The organism is Halomonas sp. NYA30, assembly GCF_976980765.1.
Genome location: NZ_OZ334477.1, coordinates 3,998,126 through 4,011,983, shown reverse-complemented (window position 1 = coordinate 4,011,983; position 13,858 = coordinate 3,998,126). Strand labels below are relative to the sequence as shown.

Below are 13,858 nucleotides of genomic sequence, written 5' to 3'. Positions count from 1 at the left end.
AAGACGCGACCGACCTGACAGTACGGCGGTGCGGGAGCCATCCCGCACCGGCATGAGGAGAACACCATGGCTCAAATGAAATTTATGTGTGACGCAGAACGCTGCATTGAATGCAACGGCTGTGTCACCGCCTGTAAAAATGCCAACGATGTCGAGTGGGGTATCCAGCGCCGCCGCGTGGTGACACTGAATGATGGCGAAGCGGATGAAATGTCCATTTCCGTCGCTTGTATGCACTGTGACGACGCCCCCTGCATGGCCGTCTGCCCGACCGACTGCTTCTACAAGACCGATGACGGCATCGTTCTGCACGATAAAGACCTCTGCATCGGTTGTGGCTACTGCCTCTACGCCTGCCCGTTTGGCGCCCCGCAGTTTCCCCAGCAGGATGCGTTCGGCGAGCGCGGCAAGATGGACAAATGTACCTTCTGCGCGGGCGGCCCGGCCGAAAGCAAAGAAGAAGAGTACGAGAAGTACGGTTCTAACCGTATTGCCGAAGGCAAACTGCCGCTATGTGCAGAAATGTGCTCTACCAAAGCGCTGCTTGCCGGTGATGCCCAAGACGTTGCCGATATCTTCCGCCAGCGCGTTGTACACCGTGGCCATAAAGATGGCGGTTGGTCCAATAATCCCCAGGCCAGCGCCGACAACCTAGCCTATGATGCTGCCCATAAAGGGTAAGGAGGCGTGTCATGAACCTGTTGACTGCACAGGCACCCGGTGGGGTGCCACGCTCAGGTAAAGGGCTCGCCCTGGGCATTTGGCGTTTTATGTTGGTGGCGCTTGCTTTGGTGCTAAGCCTCGGCTTTACGCAAGTGGCGGTGGCTCAAGCGGATCCTGACCGTGAAATGACCACCGCTGCTCCTGGTATTACCGCCGAGCAGTGGCGCCAGGTGCGCAGTGGAGAAACCGGGCCTAACTACCGTGATTCACGTGCTGACAGTAACTACAACCTGATCAACTCAAGCGGTGAAACCTGGCGGGAGATTCGTAACCGCTGGGTATCGCCGTTTGGGTTGATCGCGGTATTTGGCATGGCGGCGCTGATCGCCCTGTTCTACTTCATTGTGGGACGTAAGGAGCTTGAAGCACCGCGGACAGGTCGTCTGCTATTGCGCTGGACGCTAATGAAACGCGCACTGCACTGGACGGTCGCGACGCTGTTTATCATTCTGGCGCTGACCGGGATGACGCTGCTGTTCGGCAAGTTCGTGTTCCGCCCCCTGTTTGGCGATGGGATTTGGGCGTGGATGATTGCGGCCACGAAAGTATTGCACAACTACCTGGGGCCGATCTTTGGCATTCTGCTCGTCATACTGCTGGTCAGTTTGATCAAAGAGAACATTCCCAAAAAGCACGACTGGGTGTGGTTTAAGAAAGGCGGCGGCATGATTGGCAAAAAGCATGTGGATGCGGGTTTTGCCAACGGTGGGGAGAAGGCTTGGTACTGGATATTGGCGACGGTCGGTATTCTCGTCATCGCCAGTGGCTTTGTGCTCGACTTCCCCAACTTCAATCAGGGGCGCGACACCATGCAGTGGGCTAACATTATCCACGCAGTCGGTGCGCTAGGACTCACCGCCATCTCCTTAGGTCATATCTATATCGGCACGCTGGGTACCGAAGGCGCGCTAGAGGGTATGACCACTGGCTATGTAGATGAAACCTGGGCTAAAGAGCACCACAACCTGTGGTACGACGAGGTCAAAGACCAAACGCTATCGGAAGAAGAGGTGGCTGCGCGTAAGTCATCTGGCGGTAGCAGTGAACCGTCGGCAACGCGAACCAGTTGATACGTGCTTGATGGTAGCGAAGACACCGCCTTTTGGCGGTGTCTTTTGTTATGCTTCACCTTAAGTTCTTAAATAGCCAAACGTCATTTTAGGAGAGCAACGGTTATGTCAGCATTTGATGAGTTAGACCCAGCGACCCGCACTGAGCTGGAAGCCGCCGCATTTCGTCGATTGCTTCAACACCTGGACGATAACAAAGATGTCCAGAATATCGACCTGATGATCTTGGCGGACTTTTGCCGTAACTGCTTATCTAAGTGGCTGGTGAGTGCCGCTGAAGCGCGGGATGAAAGCCTCAACTACGATGAGGCCCGTGAGTACGTTTATGGTATGCCCTATAGCGAGTGGAAAGAGCTTTATCAACCGGAAGCCACGCCAGAGCAAATGGCGGCTTGGGAAGCACACCACGCCAAGAAGAAAGCAGCCAAACAAGGGTGACGTCAATGAGTGAGCCAATGGTGCCCCTCAACATAGCCGTATTGACGGTCTCTGACACGCGTAATGAAGAGACCGATCGCAGTGGCCAAGCCCTTGTGGAGCGCTTAACCAAGGCGGGCCACACGCTGGCTGAAAAAAGCATTGTGCCTGATGACGTTTACCGTATTCGTGCGGTAGTGGCGAACTGGATAGCCGACTCAACCGTGCAGGTGGTGATCACCACCGGCGGCACCGGCTTTACCGGCCGCGACTCTACGCCTGAAGCTATCTCTGTGCTGCTGGATAAGCATATCGAAGGCTTTGGTGAGCGCTTTCGCCAACTAAGCGGTGATGAGATCGGCAGCTCCACTATTCAAAGCCGTTGCCTCGGCGGCCTATCCAACGCCACGGTGGTGTTCTGCCTGCCGGGCTCAACGGGCGCTTGCCGCACCGGCTGGGACGGCATTTTGGCTGAGCAGTTGGATAGCCGTCACAAACCTTGCAACTTCGCCAACCTGGTCATCCCAGGCCGGGGGCAACATGGCTGATTTGCAGCCGATTTCAGCCGCGCTTGAAGCGCTATTGGCAGATGTGAGCGCACTAAAAGCAGAGAGCGTTCCACTGGAAGCCGCCGCCGGGCGTGTGCTGGCCGAAGCAGTGACAGCACAGCTGGATGTGCCGCCGTTTGATAACAGCGCGATGGATGGCTACGCCTTGCGCACCGCCGATGCGGGGCAGTGGCTGCCGGTCAGCCAACGTATTGCTGCAGGTACGCAGGCTCAAGCGCTTGCGCCCGGCAGCTGTGCACGGATTTTTACTGGCGGCGAGATCCCTTCGGGGGCTGACTGCGTAGTGATGCAAGAGCGTGTGGAGGTTGATGGTGAGCGTGCGCTGATTCCTGCCGATATTCCAGCGGGTGATAATGTTCGGAGCCAGGGCCGCGATGTGCGCCAAGGCAGTGTGTTGCTAAATGCCGGTGAGCGACTCGAAGCGGCGGCACTTGGTCACTTGGCGGGCCAGGGGATTACCCAAGTCAGTGTGCGTCGACGGCCCCGTGTGGCGCTGCTTTCGACTGGTGACGAGATCATCGATCCGGGCACGCCGCTCAAGCCGGGTCAGCTCTACAACTCCAACCGACCAATGCTTAAACGTCTGTTGGAGAACTTTGGCGCCGAGGTAGTAAGTACCGTTAGCGTGCCGGATGACTATGCCCGCACCGTGACACTGTTAAGGGCTGCCGCTGCTGAGACAGATTTAGTGGTTACCACCGGCGGTGTGAGCGTAGGCGAAGAGGATCACGTCAAAGCTGCGCTGGAAGCGATTGGCCAACTGGATATGTGGAAACTGGCAATTCGTCCCGGTAAGCCGCTAGCACTCGGTCGTTTGCCTCGCGACGATGGCAGCCAGGCGCGGTTTGTTGGTTTGCCAGGGAATCCGGTATCAGGGTTTGTCGGTGCTTGGCTATTTTTGCGCCCATTGCTGGGGGCAATGCTTAGCTGTCCTGCGCTGAGAACACTACCGACGATTACCGCCAGCGCTGGGTTCGCCACCTCCACTGGCCCACGCGAGCACTATATGCGCGTGACGCTGAAATTTACGCCCCGTGGCGTGACGGCGATGGCCTTTGAGGATCAGAACTCTGGCGTGCTTTCGTCGTGTATCAACGCTGATGCCTTTGCGGTGATTCCCCCTAATAGCGACATAGCAGAAGGCGATTTGATTAGCTGCTTATGGCTGGCGAGCTAAGACTTATGAAGACTAAGCTTGTTTGCATCCAGCAGTAGCACAAGTTTTTCCCGCTCAAAGGTGAAACCACATAGCGCTGGCGAGAAGTGGCGGGATTGGAGCAGCTTAGGCAGTGGATAGAGCGTGCTGGCGGGCAGTTGCTGAAGCGTGATGTCGCCGTCCACGCCCAATTGCCAAGTGCTGGCGGTTTGGCCCTTGGCTGTTTGAGTATCGCGCAAGGTTAACCAGCGGCTAGGTGGGGGCTGATGGTCGCCGCCTTCATAGAGTAGCGAGTGGGCATTCGTAGTGCGTAATTCGGTAGGGCGTTCGGTCATGGCGAGCACATGACGCGCTTCCAGAGCAGCACGATAAGGCCCTACCCAAAATAGCACCAAGGTGACTTGGGCTTGCTCATGATGCTCGCGTTCCAGGGGCACCTTAACCCAACCCTTGCTGGTAGGCACTAAACAACGCCTCCGGGTCAAGCAGGGCCAGCGCTTGGCGTTCATCAATCTGCCATAACGCGCTGACGTAAGGAAGCAATGTACTGGAAAGCGTTTCGGGGGGTGGCTGTAGCAGGCTCTGGGCGACTTCACACACATCATCAAGCTGCTCTATCCGCACGCCGCTGCGAATACCCGATGCACTGACCAACAAAATCATGCCACTAGGCGTGCCTTCCAGTGTGGGTAAACCGAGCAGCGGCTGCAGATTTATTACCGACTCAATTTTGCCACGCAGGTGCAGCACACCCTCGGTAGATGCGGGTAGCCCTGGCACATAATAGACAGGCTGGTCGCTGGGTAAAATCTCACTCACCGCGCTACCGGGCAGCGCAAAACGCTGGCCGTTAATACGAAATAACACTAGCTGCTGCGTGGGCTCATCAACATCCACAACGCTTTCGTCATCATGGTGGGCAGCTAACGCTTCTTCCAATGTTTGGGAGATCTGCTGCTGATCATTAGCGTGGCTGTCGCGGGAGGTTTCAGAATTCATCAGCTAACTCCGTACTCACCTGATTACGACCCAGCTCTTTAGCGCGGTAAAGCGCCTGGTCGGAGCTTAGGCGCAGCGACTCGGTCGACGGCTGCTCGGGAAAACTGCTAACACCTGCGCTGAACGTACAGCGAAAGCGAACATCACCGGCGTGAAAATCAACCAGTGCAAAGTCTTCACGTAAGCTTTCGATGAGCCTAGCAGCCTGCTCCCCACTAACGCCTTTCAGCAATACGACGAACTCTTCACCGCCGTAGCGGCCGATAATATCCGAGAGCCGCAAGCGACTTTTAAGCAGCCTTGCCAGGGTGATAATCACTTGATCACCCGCTAGGTGGCCATGGGTATCATTCACTTGCTTGAAATGGTCGATATCAATCATCGCCATGGCGTGCTGGCTATCTTCACGGTGCGCCTGAGCGAGGGTCTTATTAATCAGTTCGGTCGTCGTGCTGTGGTTATACAGCCCGGTCATACTATCGCGGGTCATTAATGAGCGCAGCAAGCGCAGGCGTTCGACGCGCAGTCGCACGGCTGAAACAAGCTCTTCGGGCTGCACGGGTTTAGTCAGAAATGCTTCAACGCCAGCGGCCATGGCGGAAATCTGCTTTTGGCTATCCGTTTCACTTGAGAGATAAATGATCGGCAGGCCCAAGTGTTCCGGCTGCTGACGAATAATGGTTGCCAGTTCTTCACCCGAACAGACAGGCATATACACATCGACCAATAGTAAATCAGGACTAAAGTGGTCCAATGCATGAAGCACATCAGCGGGGTGGTGTACCTGCTGGGCAATCATACCGGCTTCTTCAAGCAATAAGGCGTGGTACGCAGCTGCTTCGGGCTCATCATCCACAATCAGCACCTTCAAAGGCTCTTCTGCCGTTGGGGCGGTGATTTCATCTACGGCCAGCATTAGGTCTAGCGGTTTCACCGGCTTGGTGAAGTACCCGTCGCAGCCTGCTCGAACGGCACTGAGGCGCGAGTGAAAATCGCCATAGGCAGACAACACAATGGTAGGGAGTGGCTCGCCAGTGAGTTTATTCAAGCTGGTGATGGTTTCAGTGCCGGCAGTTTGTCCTAAGGGGAAGTGGACATCCATAATCACCGCGTCTGGGCGACAGGTTAACACGGCGTTAAAAAATGCTTCCGTGTCGATAAAATGCACGACTTCATGGCCAAAGCAGCGCAGATGATGAATCAGTTGATCGACCTGGTCTGGCTCATCGTCACACAGGTAAATTAACCGCTGGCGCTTATTACGCAAAGGCTGGGCTTGGCTAGAAAACTCAAAGCTATTCACTGCCGCCAGCGCTTTCTGTTGACCATGGTGAGAACGCAGGTGCTGTTGTTCAGCCTCAAGTTTTAGTAACAGTTGGCTGATGTAAGCATCAATATCGTCGCGTGGAGACGCGGTGGTGAGCGCCTCTTCTGCCTGTTCTGCAAGCATCGCAAGGCGCTCAAAACCCAGTGAGCGACCGGTGCCTTTTAGGCTGTGGAAGAAACGATGCAGCTCTGGTGCTAGTCGCGTCTGTTCTTCCGCCGACAGGCGGCTCTGCTGCCACTGCTCAGTGGTTGTCGCCAAGCGTTGGGGCAATTGCTCAATAAATCGCTCACGCAGCTGGTTTAGCTTATCGTGCAGCGAGGGGGCGGGCTTAGACATCAAACTACCTGCGTGAGTGATCGAAAGCGGCGATCCATTCCATCCATTATTTCTTCCATCTTGCGTTACTTACTTGTTAAGCGCCTGTTTTATGGCGGTTTCCAGATTACTAGCCAGCTCTGCATCTTTGCTCAGACAGGCGTGGAGGCCTGGCGTCTGGCGCAGCTCAGCATCTGGAGTATCTCCGGTGAGTAAGATAAACGGCAGGTCATTATCTTGTTCACGGAGCATTGCCAGCAGCGCTAACCCGCTAATCAAAGGCATATGCATGTCGCTGACAATCAGTGCGATATCGCTGTGTGTGTCCAGTTGCTCGACGGCACCCATCGCATCAAAGGCCATTAAGGTGTCATAACCTTGTGATCCAATCAGTGCGGCCGTCATTTCCCCTGCAAGCGGATCGTCGTCTACGACCAGAATGTGCATCCCATAACCTCGTAATGATTATTCTGTAAGTGATATTCGCGGTTAGCCCAGTAAGGCCTGAAGTGTCTCTACCAAGTTGTTTTGATCAAAGCTGCCCTTGACGATATAAGCGTCAGCGCCGACTTCAATGCCACGTCGGCGATCGGCCTCTTTTTCCCGCGAGGTGATGATAATAATGGGCCGATGACGGTAATCCTCATTTTCGCGTAGTCGGGCAGTCAGCGCAAAACCATCCATCACCGGCATTTCCACATCGGTCAGTACCGCATCAAACGGCTCAGCCAGTGCTTTGGCTAAGCCATCACGTCCGTTTTCGGCAAGGGTCACATGATAGCCCCATGCTTCGAGGACATCTTTTTCTATTTCACGGGTGTTCAGCGAGTCGTCGACCACCAAAATTCGCTGCGCGCTGGTTGATGATGGGCGCTCAACGCTTGGGTGCAGCACACTACGCCGGGTTGCCTCCAATAAGGCGGGTACGTGCAGCAGGCTTACCAGTGCATTGCGTCCCATGGACACCATCCCCGATACCAGCGGTAAATGGCGTAGATGCACAGGCAGTGGCTTGATGACCATATCGCGTTCATCAATCAATGAATCAATGATTAGGGCAAGTTTTTGATGACGTTGGTGAACGACCAGTAACAGGGAAGATTCATTGCTTGATGTGGTGCTAGGCAGTTTGAGTAGCTGAGCCAGGGACACGACGGGGACAAATTCATTGCGTAAAATTAGCGTGCGCTGCCCAGCGGTATCAATAAAGGTGTCTGTTGAACACTCGACGAGTTCCGATACGTAAGGCGCCGTTACACCCAAAGTGACGCCACCGACATTGACCAGCAATACCCGCATCATCGCCAGCGATAGTGGCAAGCGCAAGGTGAAGCGTGTGCCACGGCCACTGACGCTTGCAAGCTGTAAATCGCCGTTAAGCTCATCCATCACGGTGCGTTTCACCACATCCATACCTACGCCGCGGCCAGAAAAGTCGGTAATCATACTTTTGGTAGAGAAGCCGGGCAGGAAAATAAGTTCTAGCGTTTCCTGTTCGCTGAGGGCATTCAACTGTTCTTCGCTGACCAGCTGCTTAGCGAGCGCTTTTTGGCGCACCGCGTCCAGCGCAATACCGGCGCCGTCATCATGCATCTCAATCACCACCCAGCCAGCGTCTTGTCTCGCTTCGATGACTAGCTGACCCCGAGGCGGCTTACCTGCCGCCTGGCGCTCGGCGGGGGGCTCCAAACCGTGGTCTAACGCATTACGCAGCAGGTGAATGAGCGGGTCAGACAGACGGTCAATCATTTGGCGATCAAGTTCAATCTCGCTGCCGCGTACACGGCAGTCGACCTGTTTGCCAAGGGACTGGGCTAATTCACGCGACATCTGCGCGAAAGGATCCAATACCACGCTGAGCGGCAGCATCCGCATTTGCAGGGCGCGATCATGCAGGTCGCTCATCAACGAATCATGCGTCAAAACGCTATCTTTCAGCTCCCGGTGAAAGGCTTGAAACGGCGACTGTTGGTCGGCAGGGAGTGTAGCGCTCAGCTCGCGCGCCTGATCTACGAGTGAGTGCAGGTGATGGTGACCAGAAAGGACTTCGCCCATCAAACGAATCACGTCGTCCAGTCGGTTCAGGCGCACGCGTACCGTATCGCTAAGGCGTAATTCACTCTCCGACACTGGCGTTGAGGGAGGGAGTGGCGCGGTGGCCGGTGCAACGGGAACGGGTGAACTAGGCTGAGTGGGCAGTTGGCCATGCGCTGCGTTTTCCAGCGCGCTGCATAGCGCCGCATCCGCCGCGGGTAGCTCTTCTCCCGTTGCCCCTTCGGCCAGTCGACCAACAAAGCCTGTCAGCTCATCAACCGCTTGGTTGAGCAAGTTTGTCATCTCAGGCGTTATGGTGAGCGTGCCTTCGCGTAGGGCGCTGAGCAGTTCTTCGGTGCTATGCGCTAGTGCCGTGATGGGCACCAGCTTCAGCATCCGCGATGAGCCTTTCAGTGTATGTGCAGCGCGAAACAGCTCGTTGATCTGCTCGCGGTCAGCGTTACCCTGCTCCAAGGCATTAATCCCTTCGCGCAGGCGGGGCAAATGATCGGCAGCCTCCTCCACAAAGCGCTGTATAAAGCGGCGAATATCCAGCGCCATATTATCCCACTCCCTGTGTGTGACTGGTCGTTGCCAGTGTGGTATTAACCGCTTTTAGATGACGTTCGGCTAGAAAGCTTGCATCGCCTGGAGGTAGCGGCGGGGCAATGGTGGCTAGCCCACCGTTTGAGGTAGGCGCGGCTTTGAGCAAACGAACCACGGCGGCATAGCCTCGTTGACGCTGTAACGGCTCGTCGGTTAGCTCGCCCTGGCGATAAAGCTCGGCTAAATAGAAGTGCGCTGGCCAACACTCCGGTGCCACATAAATGGCTCGCTTAAAGTGGTCGTAGGCCAGATGGGGCTGTTGTTGCCAGCGTGCGACTAACCCGGCCAGTACCAGCGCATCGATTGACCACGGCTGTTGCTTAAGCAGCGCCTCTAGCAGTGTAGCGGCTTCGTCGAAGGCGTTTTGATTGAGCAGCCTATGCGCGGTGTAAAGTTGTTGGGTGATGCTGTCTGTTTTTTTGCTTTCCGCTGTTGGCTCATGTGGAGTTGTGGGGATTAAGTCATCACTGCTCGTTATGTCATCCCCAATAGCGAAACCATCACTGCTTTCAATTCGCTCATCGGCCTTGTTATCGATGGCGACCCAGGGAGACTGAAGAGGAGCCGTGACCAAGGCCGGAGGTTGCTCTGCGCGGCGAAAATAAAACACTCCCTGAGCTTCGGTCAGTTCAAGAACGCCCAGATCATTACCTAAGGTTTCCGTGACCCCACAGAGTAAAATACCGTTCGGTGCCAGTAACTGGCTGAGCTGCTGATGAATATGGCGCCGTGTCTGCTCGTCAAAGTAAATCGATACATTGCGAAACAAGATGACATCGAAAGGGCCGCCTGGGCTGCTCTCGTTGGCGTTTAGTAAATTGAAGGAGTGAAAGGTAACCCATTGGCGCAGTGATTCATAAAGCTTAAAGCGCCCCTGATAAGGGCTAAAATAACGTTCTTTGAAGGCGGGCGTAAGGGCGCGAAACGCCATGCCGCCGTAAACGGCTTGGCGTGCCTTGGCGAGAACTTGATGATCGAGGTCGCCACCTGAGATGTTAAACAGCTTTTTGGCGCGTTCACCAAAACGTTCATACAACATCATCGCGACGCTATAGGGTTCTTCGCCGGAAGAGCAGCCCGCGCTGAAGATAGATAACGGTGCCTTCCCCGCTGCTAAATGCTTGGGTAAATAGGTGTTAACCAGCCAATTCAGCGCGTCCGGCTCACGAAAAAAATAGGTTTCGTTAACCGTCAACTGACTGACAAAGTGTTCGAACAGCGCTGGATCGATGGTTAAACGCTTGATTAATTGCGTGGTGTCGGTGAGCCCTGTAGAGGCTTGTAAACTGGCGACTGCCCGGTAGAGTCTGGCTTCCGCTAACTCTTCCAGATGTAAACCGCAGCGTTCATGAACCAGGTGTTTAAAAGCGGCCAATGCACTCATGCCGAGGGCTCCGGGCGGCGATGGGAGGTAGCGCTTACATCGCGAAATAGCCGGTCCGGAAGACTGTCGAGCGGTAATTCATGCTGAATAACACCCGCTTTGACCGCTTCTTGATTCATGCCGTAAATAACCGAGCTAGCTTCATCCTGGGCGAAGGTGGTCCCGCCTGCCTGGTAAATAGCTCGCATGCCATTAACGCCATCGCGTCCCATACCCGTCAAAATAATGCCAATAGCATCGCTACCGTAGACCTCAGCGACACTTACCAGCAACACATCGCAGCTAGGGTGGTATAGCGATCTTTCGTGGCTGGGTTGAAGACGAAAACGGTGCCGTGAGGTCACGCATAAATCACACTCGGAAGGTGACAGGTAAATATGCCCAGGGCGCAATTGTTCGCCCTCTTGGCCAACACTGACCGGCATGGCACACAGCGACGCCAGCCACTGGGCCATGCCATTGATAAACCCATGGCTAATGTGCTGGGCGATCACAATGGGCGCTGGAAATCCGGCGGGGAGTGTTCGCAGTAAGCGTACTAATGCTTGTGGGCCGCCAGTGGAGCAAGCAATGGCGATGATGTGTTGAAAGTCCCGTGGTATGCCACGTGCTTTGGTAGGCGTTGCTGACATGGTGTTAAGCGGAGCAGGCGCAATACTGCGCCGCCGCAGGCGGGTAAACACTGACACCCCAGCGAGCAAGCGCACACGCGCTAACAGTCGCTCACCATCAGCTTCGTCCAGTGAGGGTTTCGGCATCACTTCCAGTGCGCCCACATCCATGGCTTGATAGGCAGTCTGTGCATCGGAGCGATCGCTAATCACCAAAATAGGGATACCTTTGGTGTGCATAATCTCTTCTATGGCACTTAAACCATCCATCACCGGCATATTGAGGTCCATGGTGATCAGTTGCGGCACTAAACGTTTAGCAAGCTCCACCGCTTCTCGGCCGTTGGTGGCTTCCCCAACGATATCAATATCACCATCGCGGCTAAGGATATCGCGTAGCACGTCGCGGGCTACTTGGCTGTCGTCAGCAATGACTACCCGAATTACAGTCATCCGGTATCCTTATCAGCGGTTCTTTAACTATTGTTAAGAACTGTTTCTGTTTGAGCCAAGTTGAACTCCTTCACCAATTCTTTAAGTTCTGCCGACATATGTATCATTTCTTGGCTGATGTCGGTAATGCTACGCACCGAGTGCGCATTGCGTGAACTGGCGGTATCAATATCGCGTAGTGCAATCACTACTTGGCTGCTGGCTGTTTTTTGCTGTTGGGTGGATAGCGAAATCTGTTGTGCCGCGCTACTCGTTTGACTAGCCGCTTTAAGCAGTGCATCTAAATCTTGAGCGGTGCTCATACTTGCCTCAACGCCTTGCTCAATGGAAGCAGCGCCTTTTTCAGACGCTATCACTAAGCGATTAATCGCTGTCTGGATATCATCGGTATGGCTTTCAATCTCTTGGGTCGAGTCCGTCACGCTATCCGCTAGGCGACGTATTTCATTGGCCACCACCGAAAAGCGACGTCCTGACTCGCCCGCACTTGAGGCTTCCAACGCGGCATTGAAGGCAATCAGCTTGGTCTGGGCTGCCAGGGTGTTGATCAGCTCCATGACCTTACTGATCTGTTTGGACTTGGTTCCCAACACCATAATTTCGGCCAGGCTCTGCTCGCTATCGCTTCGGATGCCCTGCATTTTGGACTGTAGCAGTTGCATGGCGGTGCTGCCTTTACGGCTACGCTCTAGCGTTTGGTTGGCCACATCGACCACCGACTGGGAGTGATCGGCTATTTGGGTCGAAGAGGTGGAAAGCTCTTCCATGGTGGAGGTGATTTCGGCTACCGATGAGGCCATCTCTTCGACTGCCGCCGCCATGGTCTGGCTAGCTTCATGATGAATATCACTGCCGTGCACACCGGAAAGGCCGGCGGTGCTGGCAAGTCGTTCTGCTATCTGTGTCAGTGCCTGTGAATTCTTAGCTACCGCCACAATAGCGCGGGAGAGGCGTTCAAGGAGTTCGTTGGTTTGATCCGCTAAATCGCCTAGCTCTGCTCGGTCATCGGTGCTGACACGGCGTGTTAGGTCTAAACTGTGCGTGATCTCTTTCAACTGGCGCTGAAATTGAACCACTGGTCGTACCAGCGTGCCGGTCAGTGGATAGAGCACTAGTAAACCCACCAGCAAAATGAGCAGGCCGATACCACTGGATTCCAGAAAGCGCTCACGGGTAGACGTCAGGTAGGTCTCTTTGTCGACTTCGACCATTAAATAGCGCTGCAGCTCGGGTAACCAAAGCGTGTTGACCAATAGGGTTTGGCCGTCACGCTCAATGTCGTGTATCTGTAGCTGGTCGTCATTTAGCACGCGCTGCGATGCTTGTGTAGGCAGGGTATCCATGGTGGCTGCATCACTGCGAATAAGCAGCTCGCCTTCGGCGCTAAGCAACGAGGCTCGGCCATATTCGCCTAGCTGAAAGTCTTCAATGAGCGTGGCCATTTCAGAAAGATCAAGCGCGGCACCGGCTACCACTGAAGGCCGCCCGTTAGCGGCGTCTACTGCACTGCGGTAGTTAATGTATACAAAAGCATCATCGGGCGAGAAGGTATCGCTATCTAAATTCAACTCATAAGAAGCATTGCTATCAGTAAAATCGTAGTACCAGTCGTCTTCATTACCCGGCGGTTGAATAATGCGCTGCAGAAATTCGCCGTCGCGCAGTTGGAAATAGTAGCCTCGGCCCTGGTACTGCGCGGCGATAAACAGTAGCTCAGTATCTAGCTGTGCCATTAAACGCGTGAGGTAAGCGGTAATCTCATCTTGGCGTTCTTGAGGTAGCCCATCCTGTACCCACTGCTCAATAAAGTAGCTGTTAGCAAGACTCTCAGAAACGGCCAAGTCCTTGCTGAGACTAAGATTGATATGGGCGGCAAGCCCTTCGACCTGAGCCGGTAGCTCATTGTTTAGCAAGTTATCCAGCCGCGCCTGACTCTGTGTGCGAGCCTGGAGGTAGAGTGCCAGGAGCATCGCGAGCGCTAAGACCGTTCCAAAAGAGAGAAATAGCCGAAGCCGTAGAGGTAGGGATTTCCAGCGCGCCATCATGTTTGCCGTTGCTCCAAAATAAACGGTGTCCCTAACGACGCTGCTTAATAGCGCTCAGGGTAAAAAGTAGAGTGATACTTACCACTCTACTTAGGGTGCTAGCAACGATTTCAGCTTTTTTTATGAGAACTGTCTAGCCTGTATTGACT

At 54.7% G+C, this 13,858-nt stretch carries 13 protein-coding genes; 5 read left to right on the top strand and 8 right to left on the bottom strand.

The features are described 5' to 3' along the window. Positions 1-66: 66 nt before the first annotated feature. From fdh3B to ACWI0H_RS18620, 5 genes are all read left to right on the top strand, one after another. The gene (gene fdh3B / locus ACWI0H_RS18640) at positions 67-681 is read left to right on the top strand and encodes a formate dehydrogenase FDH3 subunit beta (protein ID WP_008959355.1); all 615 of its coding nucleotides are present in this window, start codon (positions 67-69) and stop codon (positions 679-681) included. A gap of 11 nt (positions 682-692) precedes the next feature. Beyond that, positions 693-1,793: a formate dehydrogenase subunit gamma gene (locus ACWI0H_RS18635; RefSeq protein ID WP_485874204.1), complete on the top strand. Its 1,101-nt coding sequence runs from the start codon at positions 693-695 to the stop codon at positions 1,791-1,793. Between the two features lie 105 nt (positions 1,794-1,898). Next, positions 1,899-2,231 (top strand): DUF1244 domain-containing protein, encoded by a 333-nt coding sequence (locus tag ACWI0H_RS18630; RefSeq protein WP_176303973.1) that lies wholly within the window; start codon positions 1,899-1,901, stop codon positions 2,229-2,231. A 5-nt stretch (positions 2,232-2,236) separates the two neighbouring features. After that, positions 2,237-2,758 (top strand): molybdenum cofactor biosynthesis protein B, encoded by a 522-nt coding sequence (moaB, locus tag ACWI0H_RS18625; RefSeq protein ID WP_339881795.1) that lies wholly within the window; start codon positions 2,237-2,239, stop codon positions 2,756-2,758. Next, positions 2,751-3,956: a molybdopterin molybdotransferase MoeA gene (locus ACWI0H_RS18620; protein WP_485874203.1), complete on the top strand. Its 1,206-nt coding sequence runs from the start codon at positions 2,751-2,753 to the stop codon at positions 3,954-3,956. The genes moaB and ACWI0H_RS18620 overlap by 8 nt, the downstream gene beginning before the upstream one ends. Here ACWI0H_RS18620 and ACWI0H_RS18615 read toward each other — a convergent pair. The 8 genes from ACWI0H_RS18615 to ACWI0H_RS18580 all read right to left on the bottom strand — a co-directional run bounded on the left by ACWI0H_RS18615 (position 3,953) and on the right by ACWI0H_RS18580 (position 13,709). Beyond that, entirely contained in the window at positions 3,953-4,399 is a 447-nt protein-coding gene (locus ACWI0H_RS18615; protein ID WP_485874202.1) for a hypothetical protein, read from the bottom strand. The genes ACWI0H_RS18620 and ACWI0H_RS18615 overlap by 4 nt on opposite strands. Then, entirely contained in the window at positions 4,374-4,934 is a 561-nt protein-coding gene (locus tag ACWI0H_RS18610; RefSeq protein ID WP_485874201.1) for a chemotaxis protein CheW, read from the bottom strand. The genes ACWI0H_RS18615 and ACWI0H_RS18610 overlap by 26 nt, the downstream gene beginning before the upstream one ends. Next, positions 4,924-6,597, bottom strand: a complete 1,674-nt coding sequence (locus ACWI0H_RS18605) for a diguanylate cyclase (protein ID WP_485874200.1) — start codon at positions 6,595-6,597, stop codon at positions 4,924-4,926. Before ACWI0H_RS18605 ends, ACWI0H_RS18610 begins: the two co-directional genes overlap by 11 nt. Positions 6,598-6,666: 69 nt before the next feature. Continuing rightward, entirely contained in the window at positions 6,667-7,023 is a 357-nt protein-coding gene (locus tag ACWI0H_RS18600; protein ID WP_485874199.1) for a response regulator, read from the bottom strand. A gap of 42 nt (positions 7,024-7,065) precedes the next feature. Further along, positions 7,066-9,171, bottom strand: coding sequence for a hybrid sensor histidine kinase/response regulator (locus ACWI0H_RS18595; RefSeq protein WP_485874198.1), 2,106 nt, complete (start codon positions 9,169-9,171; stop codon positions 7,066-7,068). Position 9,172: 1 nt separating this feature from the next. Next, positions 9,173-10,600 (bottom strand): CheR family methyltransferase, encoded by a 1,428-nt coding sequence (locus tag ACWI0H_RS18590; RefSeq protein ID WP_485874197.1) that lies wholly within the window; start codon positions 10,598-10,600, stop codon positions 9,173-9,175. Next, complete coding sequence (gene cheB, locus ACWI0H_RS18585) at positions 10,597-11,664, bottom strand: chemotaxis-specific protein-glutamate methyltransferase CheB (RefSeq protein WP_485874196.1); 1,068 nt, start codon at positions 11,662-11,664, stop codon at positions 10,597-10,599. The genes ACWI0H_RS18590 and cheB overlap by 4 nt, the downstream gene beginning before the upstream one ends. A gap of 23 nt (positions 11,665-11,687) precedes the next feature. Further along, complete coding sequence (locus ACWI0H_RS18580; RefSeq protein WP_485874195.1) at positions 11,688-13,709, bottom strand: methyl-accepting chemotaxis protein; 2,022 nt, start codon at positions 13,707-13,709, stop codon at positions 11,688-11,690. Between the last annotated feature and the right edge of the window lie 149 nt (positions 13,710-13,858).